This window comes from Methylophaga sp. UBA3613 (genome assembly GCF_002375415.1).
Lineage (GTDB): Bacteria > Pseudomonadota > Gammaproteobacteria > Nitrosococcales > Methylophagaceae > Methylophaga.
Map to the genome: position 1 here is coordinate 477,483 of NZ_DFLS01000006.1, position 15,523 is coordinate 493,005.

Consider the following 15,523-nt stretch of genomic DNA (forward strand, 5'->3'; position numbering starts at 1 on the left):
TTGACAGAACACATAGTAACGCACCGTCAGGTATGGCGAATCGCCGGACCGATGATTATCGCCAACATCTCTACCCCACTGCTGGGGATGGTCGATACAGCGATGGTTGGCCATCTCAGTGCAGCGCATTATCTCGGCGCCGTAGCGATCGGCAGCATGATTTTTACCTTTGTCTTCTGGGGGTTTGGCTTTCTCAGAATGGCCACCACTGGCCTGACATCACAAGCTTATGGTGAAAATAGTACCGCAAAAATGCAGGCTGTATTAATGCAATCCATCTGGTTGGCATTGATAATTGCCTTGATATTATTGCTGCTGCAGATGCCGATACGTGATGTGGCTTTGCATCTGGTAGACAGTAGTGGTGAAGTCGAACAATTTGCCGCCATCTACTTTGATATCAGGATCTGGAGCGCACCAGCGACACTTATAAATTACGCCATACTGGGCTGGCTGATTGGTCGTGAAGCGTCAAAAGCAGCTTTGCTGATGGTGCTGGTAATCAATATTACCAATATTCTGCTGGATGGCTTATTTGTCATGGGCCTGGGAATGGATGTTGATGGCGTTGCGCTGGCATCTGTTATCGCTGAATACACCGGTTTGATAGTGGGACTGGTATTACTTAATCATTACGGGCTAAATAAAAGCGGTATTCATTTATCACTCAGTAAGAAAGTGCTGCAACAAAGCCGGCATGGCTTAACTGTTCATGGCAATGTGATGATCAGAACCTTTTTGCTCATCTCCTGCTTTGCTCTGTTTACCACCCAGGGCGCCCGACAAGGCGATACAGTATTGGCTGCCAATAGTGTGCTGTTGAACTTTATTACTCTGATGGCATTTGTACTGGATGGATTTGCCAATGCAACCGAGGCATTAACCGGCAAGGCCATAGGGCGTAAATCCCCCTCCATGTTAAGAAAAGCACTTAGCTTGACTGCATTCTGGTCAGTATTAATGGCGGCTTTGTTTTCGCTGACATATCTGTTGTTTGGGGAATGGATTATCCGATTATTAACCGGTATAGAGGCGGTGATTGACTATGCTGGTATGCATCTTATCTGGGTGATTATTGCGCCGCTGATTGCGGTATGGTCATATTTGCTGGATGGACTTTTTGTTGGAGCAACACGCAGCCGGGAAATGCGAAACACCATGTTGTTTTCAGCATTCTGTTGCTATCTGCCAGCATTTTACCTACTACAGCCATTTGGCAATCACGGATTATGGGCTGCCTTGCTCATTTTCCTGGCAGCAAGAGGCCTTTCCCAAAGTCTCTACATAGGCGGGATCATGCGTCTGGCGGATCCGAATTAATGATTTTTTCTGGTCTGTTGATTTCCGGGTACTAATCGGCGATCACGTCCCGAACGACGTAACACATGACTCAAATCAAAACGGATCTGTTCCCGTCGCGTTTGCAGCTGACGTCGTTGATATCGGCGGCGATCATCATCACCATAAAACTGACCATATTCAGGATCTAAAACATATTGTTGCTCAGTCCGACTCATGAAAGGCCCCTTCCATAGAATTTTGATAGCAGATCATTACGCCGTAAAAAAACTAATGTCAACGTATTCAGCAGCTAAATATTTGTTTTTTATGAGTAATAGGACAATCAAAAACTAAACGGCTGGCTTTCAACTGCAAACCATCTGCAGTCTTTTTCCCGTAACGGCTATCACCAGAGACGGGATGGCCAATCGATGCGCAATGACGGCGAATTTGGTGCATACGTCCCGTTTCAATTGAGACAGCTAACACTGTTCGGTTTTTATCAGCATCATAAGTACACTTAGCAAAATGGCTGACAGCATGCTTGCCATCCAAAGGGGAATTAACGGTCAGTTTTTGCCATTCAACGTCACCATCCACTTCGATCTCATAGTGCTTTTCAATCTTTCGTTGTTGAAACAAGGTAGATAACTGAGCCGCCGCTTTTTGCTGATGGGCAATAATCATCAATCCAAAAGCTTCCCGATCCAGCCGTTGCACCAGAAAACTCTGTCTCGGTTTAGCAAAGGCCAGCTCGGATACTCGCAGTAAACTGCAATGATCGCCCCACTCGGTGCCTTGTGCCAACATACCGGCGGGTTTAAACCAGACACTGTAAGCCCCAAAATCATGTAATAACTTTGGGGGTACAGGGGTTTGATCCAATAAACTCTTATCGTAATAAAGCTGTAACAGCTCGCCAGAATTCAAGTTTTTTGTCGCTCGACGCAAACGTTGGGTGCGTTTACCTTTTTGCAACCAGACAGCTCCCTTGCTCATCGCCTGCTTGATTTGCTGACGGGAAAGTTCACAGTGGTCAGCTAACAGATCGATGGCATTTACGGAGCCTTTTTCCACCGGAATTTTTAATTCAAAACGAACAGTATTATCAGACATTTTATGAAATAGCGCTTTGGCGTAGAATAATGATTTATTTTATAGGTATCCGTGATGTTTATACCGCAATTAAGCTGTTGCTGTCTTGCTTTAGTCCTTGCCATGACGGTTCAGGCGGATGCTTACAAGTGGGTTGATGATGATGGTGAAGTTATCTACTCACAAACCCCGCCTGTCGATAAACCCTATGAAAAAATGGATACCCCCCCTCCACCGTCGATGAATCCGGAAGCGGCAAAAAAAGAAATCGAGTTGCTGATTGAACAACAGAAAGCAAGCGATGAAGCCCGTGAGGAGCAACAACAAAATCAACAACAGGAAGAACAGGCTGCTGAAGCTTTAGCGGAAAACTGTCGAATTGCCAAATATAATTTACAGCAGTACCAGGACAATCCCGGTCGGCGCGTGATGGACTCAGAGGGCAATGTGACCCGCCCAACTGAAGAAGAAAGACAACAGAAAATAAGCACGCTTAAACAGCAAGTTAACCAATTCTGTAAACAGGAGAAGTAACCATGCCTTATTTAAATATTGTGACCAATCAGCCTATTACTGATGAAACAGCCTTACTTAAAGTTGCCAGTAAAACCGTAGCGCAGGCTTCTGGTAAACCGGAAAGTTATGTGATGGTGGCTGTTGAATCCAAAACTGCAATGTCTTTTGGCGGCAGTACTGAGCCTACCGCTATTCTGGATTATCGTTCGCTTGGCCTGCCCAGCGACCGCAAAGCGTTATCTGATGCTTTATGTTCGATGATTGAGGAGCAGATTGGCGTCAGTGGCAGCCGTGTTTACATCAGTATGACCGACTCCGAACGACAAAACTGGGGCTGGGATCACAGTACTTTCTAACAAAATTCAACTGCGCTGATACGGTGTGTCAGCGCAGTTTTTTAATTCAATAATCAGGAATCACCTTTTCCATGCGTACTTCGAAGCTTCTCATTTCCACTTTAAAAGAAACACCTGCAGACGCTGAAATCGTCAGCCATCAGTTAATGTTGCGGGCAGGCCTTATCCGCCGTCTGGCATCCGGTCTGTATACCTGGATGCCGATGGGTTTGCGGGTACTGCGTAAAACCGAAGCAATTGTGCGTGAGGAAATGAATAAAGCCGGAGCCCAGGAGGTATTAATGCCTTCCGTGCAACCAGCTGAATTGTGGCAGGAAAGCCAGCGCTGGGAAAAGTATGGTCCTGAACTATTGCGTATAACTGATCGTCATCAACGTGAATTCTGTTATGGCCCAACTCACGAAGAGGTCATTACTGATCTGGTGCGTCAGGAAATTCGCAGTTACAAACAATTACCGGTTAATTTTTATCAGATTCAAACCAAATTCCGTGATGAAATCCGTCCACGTTTTGGTTTGATGCGAGCTCGTGAGTTTCTAATGAAAGATGCGTATTCCTTCCATGTGGATCAAGCATCTTTGCAGCAAACCTATGATGAAATGTATGCAACTTACACACGCATTTTCCAGCGTATCGGATTGAATTTCCGTGCAGTACTGGCAGATACCGGTAGTATCGGCGGTAATGCCTCACATGAATTCCATGTACTGGCCAGTTCAGGTGAAGATGCGATTGCCTTTAGCAATAGCAGTGATTACGCTGCCAATGTTGAATTGGCTGAAGCAGTCAAACCAGCAGGTGAGCGTCCTGCAGCATCTGCCGCCATGCAAACCGTTGAAACTCCCCACAAACATACCATTGAGGATGTCAGCAACTTTTTAAAAGTAACTGCTTCGCAATGTCTGAAAACATTGCTGGTAGAAGGCGCTGAGAAAAACAGCGTTGTCGCTTTGGTACTGCGTGGCGATCATGAACTCAATGAAATCAAAGCGGAAAAACATCCGTTAATTGCTGCTCCTTTAACGTTCGTAACGCCTGAACAGGTGCATGAAGCCACCGGCGCCAATATCGGTTCTATCGGTCCGGTCGGCCTGAACATTCCAATGGTTGTTGATCATGCCGCGGCAAACATTGCAGATTTTATCTGTGGTGCCAATGAAGATGAAAAACATCTGACCGGAGTGAACTGGGGCCGCGATTGTCCAGAACCAGAAACAGCAGACTTACGTAATGTAGTAGCAGGTGATCCTAGCCCTGATGGCCAAGGCACGTTGGAAATTGCCCGAGGTATTGAAGTAGGTCATATTTTCCAGCTCGGTGAAAACTACAGCAGCAAACTCAATGCCGTGGTGTTAACCGAAACCGGACAATCTCAGGTCATCACTATGGGTTGTTACGGCATTGGTGTGTCTCGTGTCGTTGCAGCCACTATTGAACAAAACAATGATGAGAATGGCATTATCTGGCCACAAGCGATCGCACCATTTGAAGTGGTATTAGTGCCCGTCAATGCACATAAATCACAACGTGTTCGTGATGAAGCTGAGAAGATCTATCAGCAGTTGCTTGCTGCTGGTGTCGATGTATTACTTGATGATCGTGGTTTGCGTCCGGGTGTCGCTTTTGCAGATATGGAGCTTATCGGCATACCCCATCGCTTGATTTTGGGCGAACGTGGTATGGATAACGGTGTGATTGAATATAAACATCGTGCGTCAGGTGAAGCGGATGAATTCGCTTTGGAGCGTGTGCTTGAAGCAATTCAACAAAAGTTGGCAACAGCATAAACATGACAGTAATTCGCCAACAGGACTTTGTGCAAAGCATTGCTGATGCGTTGCAGTTTATTGCCAATTATCATCCTCAGGATTTTATTCAGGCGATGAGCAAAGCCTATGAGCGTGAACAATCGCCGGCGGCGAAAGATGCAATAGCACAGATTCTGGTCAACTCACGGATGTGTGCTGAAAACAACCGGCCGATTTGTCAGGATACCGGCATTGTTAATATATTTCTCAAAGTCGGTATGCAAGTGCAATGGCAGACCCAGCAAAGCCTGGAAGATATGGTTAATGAGGGCGTACGTCAGGCTTATCAACATCCGGATAATGTATTACGTGCTTCTATCGTCGCTGATCCGATTGGCAGCCGCAAAAATACTGGTGATAACACACCAGCAGTGATTTACACCGAACTGGTGCCCGGCAACAAGATAGAAATTGATATTGCCGCCAAAGGTGGTGGTAGCGAAAACAAAGCCAAATTCACCATTTTGAATCCTAGCGATAGTCTGTTGGATTGGGTACTGGAAACTGTTCCCAAAATGGGTGCGGGTTGGTGTCCGCCTGGCATGCTGGGTATTGGCATTGGCGGAACGGCAGAAAAAGCCATGCTGATGGCTAAACAAAGCCTGATGGAAGATATTGATATTCAGGATTTGCTGGAACGTGGCCCACAAACGGCCACTGAAAAGTTGCGGGTTGAGTTATACGAAAAAGTGAATCAACTGGGAATTGGTGCTCAAGGTTTAGGCGGTCTAACGACGGTGTTGGATATCAAGATCAAGGATTATCCGACCCATGCGGCTTCGCTTCCCGTTGCCATGATTCCTAATTGTGCCGCCACCCGTCACGTGCATTTCACGTTGGATGGTTCTGGTCCGGCAACATTCACCCCGCCCTCTTTAACTGACTGGCCAGAAATCACTTGGCAGGCTGCGGAAAACACCCGGCATATCAATCTCGACACAATAACGCATGATGAGATTAAACAATGGCAACCTGGTGATACCTTATTACTCACCGGTCATTTTTTAACCGGCCGGGATGCAGCGCATAAAAAGATTGCTGATTTGCTGGATAGTGGTAAGCCGTTACCCGAAGGGCTGGATTTTCATAATCGCTTTATATACTACGTCGGTCCGGTGGATCCGGTTAAAAATGAAATTGTCGGTCCAGCAGGTCCCACCACGGCAACCCGGATGGATAAATTTACTGAAACCATGCTGGCGAAAACAGGTCTGTTAGGCATGATAGGCAAGGCCGAACGCGGTGAACAAACCGTCGATTTAATCAAAAAGTATCAATCGACCTATTTGATCGCGGTGGGTGGCGCTGCTTATCTGGTATCAAAAGCAATTAAATCTTCACGCTTGATAGCTTTTGAAGAATTAGGCATGGAAGCAATTCGTGAATTCTATGTAGAAAATATGCCCGTCACTGTAGCAGTTGATAGTCGCGGAAGCTCGGTACATCAAACGGGTCCTCAGGAATGGCGGCAGAAAATTGCTGGTATTCCCATTAAAACGATAACAACTTAGAGAGAATTATTATGGGCATTACAATAAGTTTACATTTACTGGCTTCGGTTATCTGGGTGGGCGGATTATTTTTCGCTTTTATGTTTTTACGCCCCGTTGCTGGGACCTTACTTGAACCCGAACAGCGCTTTCCGCTTTGGGCAAGTGTTTTTAAACGATTTTTTCCATGGGTATGGGCGTCAGTGATCACGATATTGATTACCGGCTTCGGCATGCTGTTTATGCTGGGCGGTATGGGAGCCGTCGGTATTCATGTGCATATCATGTTGCTACTGGGAATTTTCATGATGCTATTGTTTATGCATGTATTTTTTAACCCTTACCGCAAACTCAAATGGGCTGTAGCAGAACATGACTGGATCGCCTCGGCTAATGAACTGGATAAAATTCGCAAATTTGTACGAGCAAATCTCATTCTTGGCTTAATAGTTATTGTCATTGGCTCAGCTGGCCGTTATTTTTAGTATCCATGACGCTTAAACCTTTTTATATTTCACTGCTTTCACTCGTATTGACGGGAGAAGTGCTGGCAAATGATATTAAACAGGTCCGAAACAGTGACGGTGTGGTGGAATTTAGTAATGCTGATATCGATGTTCGTAAGCCCACATCTATTCACAGCAATAAAACCATCATTTATAAATCACTTTCCAATGATGGGGAAAGTTTCAGTTTTTCTGATAAGAAACCGTTAAACGGTGACTTTGAGGTTCTGGCTTATGAATGTTATGCCTGTAATCCCACTTCAAAGATAAATTGGCATACCATCAGTCTGAATACCGACGATTATGCTGACACGGTCAGAACCATGGCCAAAAAATATAAAATTGATGCCGCTCTGGTCCGTGCCGTTATTCATGCCGAATCGGCTTTTAATGCCAAAGCTTTATCTAAAAAAGGTGCACAAGGTTTGATGCAACTGATGCCTGGTACTGCTAAAGATCTGGGGGTCACCAATGCATTTGATGTGCAACAGAATATTGAAGGTGGCGTGAAATATCTGGCCGGTTTGTTACACACTTTCGATGGGAATATCAAACTCGCAACGGCCGCATACAATGCCGGTCCAGGCGCGGTCAAACGTTACAAGGGCATCCCCCCCTATGCCGAGACAGAAGTATATGTTGAGCGCGTTGGCATCTTGCATCAGCGTTATGGACAGGAAGGCTGAGCCAGGCCATTCTGACTTAACCTTAATTGTTTTATTATCAGGGATAGCTTTTTGTCTAAATTCAGCTTATTTAGAAAACGCCAGTTGTGGTTTCCAACAATTTGGGGTGGCTTAATAATTTTATTACTGCTAACCCTTTGTAGTTTGCTTCTATTAAGACAACTGGCCGTTATCCTCGCCCCTACCGATCCAGTCGCGGATCGAACATATCTGGTAGTGGAAGGCTGGCAGGATGAAGACAGTTTGCTGGCAGCCCTGGCGATATTTAATGCTGAACAGTATCAATATATGATCACCACAGGCGGCCCGAATGTCCGTTTCTTAAGCCCGGCCCATGCTTCCTATGCTGAACAGGCGGGTGCATTTATGGTGCAGCATGGTCTGGATGCTGAAAAACTGATTATGATTCCTGCGCCGGAATCCGCACAGGAACGTACCTATCTCAGTGCGGTAATGGTGCGAGACTGGCTGGCGTTGAAAGAGACTGATTTAAAAGGGTTAAACGTCCATACCAGTGATGTACATGCCAGAAGAACTCGCAGTTTATATCGTGAGGCATTCCCCAATGTCGAAATAGGTATATATGCGGCGGCGCCACAAGGTTTTGCACTCAATAAATGGTGGCAGACCAGTGATGGTGCAAAATCAGTGATAACTGAATTGATAGGTAATTTTTGGGTGACGTGTTGTTTTCAACCGGGTGAGCCAGGTTCACATTATGAAAAATGGGCTGTTGAAAAAAGTGGCCAGACATCAGATTCCAGGTAAACTGAGCGTCAACGTACCATCACGCTGCGTCATCTCGAGATGCTTCATAAAACTCATACCAAGCAACACAATATCGTCTGACATATGAGGGTTAATATGTGCCTGAATATGCTGTAATTTGATTGCGCCCAGCTGCACGGTATCTAATTCGGTAGAATACACAGGAACCACGCCATTTGCCGTATTGACCATCGCCTGTCGGCCCTGCTTCAGACCCGCCTCTCTGGCAATTCCTGCCGGCACGCTGATATTGGTTGCACCGGTATCCAGCAAAAAGGTCACTTCATGCCCATTGATAAATCCTGGAGCAACATAGTGTCCTGCTTGATTTCGCAATAACACCACATCTGTCCCCAGACCTGCCTCCATCTCCATCAGATGGCGGTTAGGATTATATTTCTGTTCAATAAAGCCATTAAAAAATAAGGTCAGAGACCCCATTAATAACAACCAGAAAATAATGGTAAATGCTTTTGACGAGCCTTTTTGATGTGCTGGATTCATTTTCATTTAAGTTAATTCAGTTAAGGTAAAACCAATTTAATATAACCGCGGTCAGAGAATCACATTATGCGGGCAAGCCACTTGAATTACATCCAAACCTGGAGATATTAGCAAATGAACACACGCAGTCTGATGGATAAACTTCTGCAATCTGGTCAGCAGTTTCTCGACAAGCAAAATACTAGTTCCAATACCAGTGACAATAAAATTGGTCAGTTTTTAACGGGGGCTGGTGGGGGCGCTTTGGCGGGAACAGCGGTAGGTCTTCTGCTCGGGAATAAAAAAGCTCGCAAAATGGGTGGCAGTGTTCTGAAATATGGCGGTGTGGCGGCATTGGGTGCCGTTGCATTTAAAGCTTATCAGAGCTGGCAGCAAAACAATCAACAAACCGCACCTCAAGCCATGCCACAAACCTTAGACCGCTTACCCGCTCCAGAAGCTGAACTGCATAGCCAGGCAATATTACAAGCCATGATTGGTGCCGCCAAAGCTGATGGGCATATTAATGATGAGGAACGTTTGTTAATTGATCAGCAAGTTGCGCAAATCACAGATGATTCTGAGCTAAAACATTGGATAGATTCTGAGTTAAAAAAACCGGTTAATCCTGCTGAAATTGCCAAATTAGCATCTACACAGGAAATGGCCGCTGAAATGTATCTGGCCAGTTTGATTATGATTGATGAAGATAGCTTTATGGAAAAAGTGTATCTGGATGAGCTAGCACGTCAGCTTAAACTTGATGAGGCTTTAAAAGCCGAAATCCACCAGGCTAAAAACAACGCTGTCACATGATATGCTTGCCGCATGTCATTTCTACCCTCCCTGTTCATTGTGTTGCTGGGCACAAGTTTTGCCCAGTCAACGCCATTTTTTGATCCTGTTTCAGCAGAAATGGTACAACCTCCACTGACCAGTGGAAGTTGTACAAACTGCCATCTATCAGATCAGGCTAAATGGTATTTTGAGGAGGAGATTATTGCTTCCCTACCAACGCCATCTTCTGCATCAGTCAGCTTACCCAAATGGCTGGAAAAACAAGCTGAAATTAATGACAATATCCCCATATGGATTGCTTCCCCTACAGTAATTGAGTCAGCCAGGCTCAATAAATCAGGTAAATCACTTATTCTGGATGACGGCACACAAGTCAATTTTGAAACAATAGCTAAAATTCCACAAAATCAATCATTCTGGAATAAAAATACCACTGAGTTTTTTAAACAACGCGATATTCGTTTACGCGGCAAAATGACGGGGAATGCATTTATTGCGCGCACCGTCTGGCCGCTGGATTTTGCCATTAACAATTATCAGTTATTGCCACTCAGCGAAGATGAAGATTTGCAAGCTCTGGTTCAGGCTGATGATGGCGGCGTACAACAACCACATCAAAGTCGTCTGTTATGGGAGCGAACGCTCGGCTCTGCCATGGAGGCTGCTGGTAAACCGGTTTTAGGCTTGATGCTTAATGGTGCTCAGGGAGATGATCATGAAGCTCTGGCGGGGCATTTTGCAGTAGTGACCGGCCAGTTCGGTGATAATGGCAGTTACGCTGACTGGCTGGTCAATAATTTTTACAATCTGGAAACCATCAGTGAAAAAGGCATTATTGCTGCCGTCACTCCAATGGACAACTATCTGGCAGACCTCAATGCCGGACAAAATTATTATCGGCCGTCCTACATGCTGGTAGCTACGCTTAAAAATCATCAGCCAGCAGCAGAATTTCAACAATCTATTAATCAGGTAATGAATTATTTCTATCGGGGTAATTTCATTTATAACCACGCAGACGCAAACTGTACCGGCATCAGCATCGATAGCTTGCGTGCATTAAATTGGAATATCCCCACACGTGGCATAAATGGCTATGTTCAGGCGATTGGTGCCTATTTTTATACGGCTATTATTGAAATGGATCTGAATGCAGCCAGACAGATTTATGATTATCTGACGACCGAAACCACTCGCCTGTTACCAGCCGTAGCATTTGATGCTATTGGGGAAGATTTACTACGTTTAACAACCGGTCAAGCAACACGATCGCTTTCTAGCTACGAAAAAATTCTTGCTGATTCTATTGAGGCCATCTGGTTTGTCCGAATACCACAAATACCATCTAGTCGGATCTATGGTGATGCACCGGTTTACAGTTTTAGCGAATATGTGGAAACGGCACCGGCCGATAGGGATGAGTGGGTTACTATCGAGTTAGCTGAACGTAATATTCCAGCTTCTTTTCACAAGCAACCACCAGTTAATCCAAAACCACACGCTATTCCCTGGCCAATAGCACTGATTTTATTTGGTTTAAGCGGTTTTATCGTTTTGGTGCTTCGCCGTTTGATAAAACACTTTTCCCGACGAAAATAAAACCGTTGGGCAATTGAGAGCAATCAAATTTTCTCTTTAACTAACTGTTTCTTCAACTTTATGATGGTTGCTCATAAATCGACGCAGCCATTTTTCCAGCTCTAAAATCAAATACATAACAATACCCACCGCAATGATCTCGGTACCATGGCGTAATCCAATTGGAGTTGATTCAAATAATGTGTTCATAAATGGCGCGTAGGTAAAAATCAGCTGCAATAAAATGACCATTCCGATTGAAATAAACACTATAGATGAGGTGAACCACCGTTTGATTGACCAGGATGCACTGTTTAAACAACGCACATTGAACAGATAAAATACTTCCATCACCACCAGAGTATTCACGGCATATGTCCGGGATTGTTCAATTGAAGCCCCCTGAGACTGGGTCCATAAAAACATGCCATAAACCCCAATAACAAACAGTAATGACACAAAGCTGATACGCCAGACCAGAAACCCGGAGAGCATTTTTTCATCTCGTTGTCTTGGTTTACACTTCATGGCATTCTCTTCACCCGGTTCAAATGCCAGAGATAACGCCAAAGCAATTGAGCTGACCATATTGATCCACAATATCTGTAAAGGAGTGATCGGTAAGGTCATGCCCGCCATTACTGCCGCAATAATACTTAATGATTCACCTCCATTGATGGGCAGTAAAAATAAGATGGCTTTTTTCAAGTTGTCATATACCGTACGTCCTTCTCTAACAGCTTTGGCAATCGAAGCAAAGTTATCATCGGCTAACACCATTTCTGCCGCTTCCTTGGCTGCCTCAGTCCCCCCTTGTCCCATTGCTATCCCTACATCTGCTCGTTTCAATGCCGGGGCATCATTTACCCCATCCCCCGTCATCGCAACAACATGACCATTGGCCTGTAAAGCTCTGACCAGCCTTAATTTATGCTCCGGTGCTGTACGGGCAAAAACATCAGTTTGGTGAACAGCATGTTGCAACTCTGCGTCACTGAGTTGTGTGAGATCGTGCCCGGTCAACACTGTTTTCGTATGATGCAAACCCAGTTTTGCTGCAATCGCACTGGCTGTTGCGGCATGATCACCGGTAATCATTTTGACCTGAATACCGGCTTTATGACAATCACTGACAGCAGTAATGGCCTCTTCACGGGGTGGGTCAATCAGCCCGATCAAGCCCAGTAACACCAATCCCTGGTCTAAATCTTTAAACTGCAATTCCCCTGTATGTTGCTCCACCGTTTTAGTGGCCACGGCCAGCACTCGCTGGCCTTCTGCTGCAATTTTTTCAATCTGTGCATGCCAATAAGTCTGATCAACTTCCACATCTCCTAGTTCTGTTCGTTGAAATTGGCAAAGCTCGATGAGTTTTTCCGGTGCACCTTTTACAGCAATAAAGTCATGGCCTTGGTGATCATGATGCAGGGTGGCCATAAAACGATGTGCGGTATCAAACGGGATAACATCACGTCTTGGGTAAAATTGTTTCAGCTCCTCCAGTGTAAAATCTGCCTTTAATGCGGCGCTAAGCATCGCTGCTTCCATCGGATCGCCTTCGGCCAGCCAATCATCACCACGTCGCTTTAATGCCGAATCATTGCAAATAGCGGCACAGCGTAAAAGCAACGTTAAAATTTCGTGCTGTTCGGTTTCAATGGCCTGATCATCAATAGTAAACTCACCCGCTGGAGAATAACCCACACCACTGACGCTATAGTTATTTACCGAGCTCATCACAGTGGAAACCGTCATTTCATTGCGGGTTAAGGTACCGGTTTTATCAGAGCAGATAATGGATACCGCGCCCAGAGTTTCTACTGCTGGAAGCCGTCGAATAATGGCATTGCGACTGGCCATGCGTTGCACACCAATCGCCAGCGTGATGGTCAGAATAGCCGGTAAACCTTCAGGAATACCCGCTACGGCCACACCAACCACAATCATAAACATCTCAATAGGCGGGGTCTGATTCAACCAGTAACCATAGCTGAATACCAATCCGGCAATCACCATAATGACCAGGGTCAGCCAGCGAGAGAACACTGAAATTTGCTGTAGTAACGGGGTAGTGAGATTTTCGATATCGGAAATCATGCCACTGATTCGGCCAATCTCGGTATGTGCTCCGGTCGCAACCACAACGCCATGTCCCTGACCGGATGTGACCAAGGTGCCGGAATACGCCATACACAATCGATCACCTAACACAGCATCTGCCGCTACCGGCTCACTGTGTTTTTCAACAGCAACCGATTCGCCGGTTAATACCGCTTCCTGAATTTGTAAGCCTTTTGCGCTGAAAACACGTAAATCTGCTGGCACTTTATCACCGGGTTCCAACACCACTACATCACCGGGAACCAACTGATCGGCTTCAATCTGCAGACGATGCCCACTACGGATTACTGTTGCATGAGGCGCCAGCATATCTTTAATAGCATCAAGCGCTTTTTCGGCTTTTCCCTCCTGAATAAAGCCAATTAGCGTGTTTAATATGACAACCGCAAGAATTACCCAGAAATCTATCCAATGCCCCAGCAAAGCGGTAAGCAACGCTGCAGCTAACAACACATAAATGATCAAATTGTGCAGCTGAGCAAATAACCTGGCTATTGCTGAACGCCCTTTAACCCGAGGCAAATGATTTTCACCAAATTGCTGCAAACGTTGTTCAACAGTTTCGGAATCCAATCCATGCTTGTCACTCTCGAGTAGTGACAAACTTTCCTCTGAACTAAGGTGATGCCAGGATTGTTCGAATGGTTGAGTCTGCATATTCTGTTTCATCAGTAACTCCTGGTAACGATCATAACCTTAGCATAACGTGTTTATAGGTTAGGCCTATGTAACGAAGTGGTTTGTTTTGATCTACATCAAGCTGCACAATAGACAAATTATGTCTTTGTCTAGAAGGAAATGAGCATTAACACTATCAGTATTTTAGGGAGCGGCTGGCTGGGCTTACCACTGGCAACTCAACTATATAAACAAGGCTTTCATGTAAAAACATCGACTCGTCATCGTGAAAGATTCTCTGAAATTTCTACAGCTGGTGCCAGCGCATTTTATGTTGATATTGACCAGATATCCGATATCCAAGAATTTTTGCATAGCGAAATTCTGATTATAAATATTACCTCTAAAAATCAAACTGGTTTTACCAATCTTATTCAGCAAATCGAGAAATCACCGATTCAAAAGATATTGTTTATCAGTTCCACCTCGGTTTATCAAAGTCTCAATCGTGAAGTGAATGAGGATGAACATGCTGAAGACCACGACAGCATCTTGTGGAAAATAGAACAGCAGTTTCAATCCAGCAATCATTTCCAAACAACCATCTTACGTTTCAGTGGTTTGATTGATAAACGCCGTCATCCAGGCAGGTTTTTCCGAAATGGTCGTCGTGTGCCTCAAGCAGATGCTCCGGTGAATCTGATTCACCTTGATGATTGCCTCGGTATTATTGATGCCATTTTGCAACAGCAAGCCTGGGGAGAAACCTTTAACGGTTGTGCTGACACCCATCCCAGCAAACGTGAATTTTATAGTTATGCGAGAAAGTTGATGGGGCTACCCGCTCCCGAGTTTGACACTGAAACAGAAGTTAAATACAAAATAATCAGTAATCAAAAAATTAAAACAAAACTTAACTATACCTTTCAACATCCTGACTTAATGAAGATTGTATTTTAATGAGTGACCAAGACTGTCCTTGCCTTAGTGGGAAAACGTATCAAGATTGTTGTGGTTTATTACATCAGGGTAAACAGACTGCAGTCACGGCTGAACAGTTAATGCGTTCGCGTTATAGTGCGTTTGTAATGAAACAGAGCAATTATTTGCAGACTACCTTGCATCCATCTCAAAGACAGCCAGACGACACAAACAGCTTGCAGCAAACGATGCAAACAACACAATGGCTGGGTTTAACTATTATCGAACATTCACAAGACGGCGATGAAGCTGAGGTCGAATTTATTGCCTTTTATCTGGATAATCCGATGGGGCAATTACATGAAAGATCACGGTTTTGTCGACAGGATGGCCTATGGTTTTATCTTGATGGTGAATTTCTGCCTCCCATCAAACTTGGCCGGAATGATAAATGCATTTGTGGCAGTGGAAAAAAACTTAAACGCTGCCACGGGTGAT

The 15,523-nt window shown here is 44.9% G+C and carries 16 protein-coding genes; 12 read left to right on the forward strand and 4 right to left on the reverse strand.

Annotated features, from left to right (window positions below; all coding sequences use genetic code 11):
• On the forward strand, positions 1–1,320 hold the full coding sequence (locus B3S93_RS08455; protein WP_292398433.1) for an MATE family efflux transporter: 1,320 nt from the start codon (positions 1–3) through the stop codon (positions 1,318–1,320).
• On the opposite strand, the gene B3S93_RS08460 is transcribed toward B3S93_RS08455, so the two are convergent.
• Both B3S93_RS08460 and B3S93_RS08465 read right to left on the reverse strand, forming a co-directional pair.
• Positions 1,317–1,517 carry a hypothetical protein gene (locus B3S93_RS08460; RefSeq protein ID WP_292357641.1) on the reverse strand — a complete coding sequence of 67 codons (201 nt, stop codon included), beginning with the start codon at positions 1,515–1,517 and terminating at the stop codon, positions 1,317–1,319. The two genes, B3S93_RS08455 and B3S93_RS08460, sit on opposite strands and share 4 nt — an antisense overlap.
• Before the next feature lie 67 nt (positions 1,518–1,584).
• Positions 1,585–2,397: an RluA family pseudouridine synthase gene (locus B3S93_RS08465; protein ID WP_292398436.1), complete on the reverse strand. Its 813-nt coding sequence runs from the start codon at positions 2,395–2,397 to the stop codon at positions 1,585–1,587.
• A 54-nt stretch (positions 2,398–2,451) separates the two neighbouring features.
• Here B3S93_RS08465 and B3S93_RS08470 point away from each other — a divergent pair, with 54 nt between their 5' ends.
• The 7 genes from B3S93_RS08470 to B3S93_RS08500 all read left to right on the forward strand — a co-directional run bounded on the left by B3S93_RS08470 (position 2,452) and on the right by B3S93_RS08500 (position 8,506).
• Positions 2,452–2,910: a DUF4124 domain-containing protein gene (locus B3S93_RS08470; protein WP_292357645.1), complete on the forward strand. Its 459-nt coding sequence runs from the start codon at positions 2,452–2,454 to the stop codon at positions 2,908–2,910.
• 2 nt (positions 2,911–2,912) lie between these two features.
• Positions 2,913–3,248 (forward strand): phenylpyruvate tautomerase MIF-related protein, encoded by a 336-nt coding sequence (locus tag B3S93_RS08475; RefSeq protein WP_292357647.1) that lies wholly within the window; start codon positions 2,913–2,915, stop codon positions 3,246–3,248.
• A 71-nt stretch (positions 3,249–3,319) separates the two neighbouring features.
• Positions 3,320–5,035, forward strand: coding sequence for a proline--tRNA ligase (locus B3S93_RS08480; RefSeq protein WP_292357649.1), 1,716 nt, complete (start codon positions 3,320–3,322; stop codon positions 5,033–5,035).
• Between the two features lie 2 nt (positions 5,036–5,037).
• Complete coding sequence (locus B3S93_RS08485; RefSeq protein WP_292398440.1) at positions 5,038–6,567, forward strand: fumarate hydratase; 1,530 nt, start codon at positions 5,038–5,040, stop codon at positions 6,565–6,567.
• Between the two features lie 11 nt (positions 6,568–6,578).
• The gene (locus tag B3S93_RS08490) at positions 6,579–7,031 is read left to right on the forward strand and encodes a CopD family protein (protein ID WP_292357653.1); all 453 of its coding nucleotides are present in this window, start codon (positions 6,579–6,581) and stop codon (positions 7,029–7,031) included.
• A gap of 5 nt (positions 7,032–7,036) precedes the next feature.
• Entirely contained in the window at positions 7,037–7,738 is a 702-nt protein-coding gene (locus tag B3S93_RS08495; RefSeq protein ID WP_292357654.1) for a lytic transglycosylase domain-containing protein, read from the forward strand.
• A 51-nt stretch (positions 7,739–7,789) separates the two neighbouring features.
• On the forward strand, positions 7,790–8,506 hold the full coding sequence (locus B3S93_RS08500) for an ElyC/SanA/YdcF family protein (protein WP_292398442.1): 717 nt from the start codon (positions 7,790–7,792) through the stop codon (positions 8,504–8,506).
• Here B3S93_RS08500 and B3S93_RS08505 read toward each other — a convergent pair.
• Complete coding sequence (locus B3S93_RS08505) at positions 8,492–9,016, reverse strand: retropepsin-like aspartic protease family protein (RefSeq protein ID WP_292398445.1); 525 nt, start codon at positions 9,014–9,016, stop codon at positions 8,492–8,494. The genes B3S93_RS08500 and B3S93_RS08505 overlap by 15 nt on opposite strands.
• 108 nt (positions 9,017–9,124) lie before the next feature.
• Between B3S93_RS08505 and B3S93_RS08510 the strand changes: the two genes are divergently transcribed.
• Together B3S93_RS08510 and B3S93_RS08515 are read left to right on the forward strand one after the other, a co-directional pair.
• Positions 9,125–9,805 (forward strand): tellurite resistance TerB family protein, encoded by a 681-nt coding sequence (locus tag B3S93_RS08510; RefSeq protein WP_292357660.1) that lies wholly within the window; start codon positions 9,125–9,127, stop codon positions 9,803–9,805.
• 12 nt (positions 9,806–9,817) lie between these two features.
• Positions 9,818–11,386 carry a hypothetical protein gene (locus tag B3S93_RS08515; protein ID WP_292398447.1) on the forward strand — a complete coding sequence of 523 codons (1,569 nt, stop codon included), beginning with the start codon at positions 9,818–9,820 and terminating at the stop codon, positions 11,384–11,386.
• Between the two features lie 36 nt (positions 11,387–11,422).
• Here B3S93_RS08515 and B3S93_RS08520 read toward each other — a convergent pair whose 3' ends face one another.
• Entirely contained in the window at positions 11,423–14,155 is a 2,733-nt protein-coding gene (locus tag B3S93_RS08520; protein ID WP_292398450.1) for a cation-transporting P-type ATPase, read from the reverse strand.
• Between the two features lie 129 nt (positions 14,156–14,284).
• Between B3S93_RS08520 and B3S93_RS08525 the strand changes: the two genes are divergently transcribed.
• Positions 14,285–15,064, forward strand: coding sequence for an SDR family oxidoreductase (locus B3S93_RS08525; RefSeq protein WP_292398453.1), 780 nt, complete (start codon positions 14,285–14,287; stop codon positions 15,062–15,064).
• Positions 15,064–15,522, forward strand: coding sequence for a YchJ family protein (locus tag B3S93_RS08530; protein ID WP_292398456.1), 459 nt, complete (start codon positions 15,064–15,066; stop codon positions 15,520–15,522). Before B3S93_RS08525 ends, B3S93_RS08530 begins: the two co-directional genes overlap by 1 nt.
• Position 15,523 lies beyond the last annotated feature (1 nt).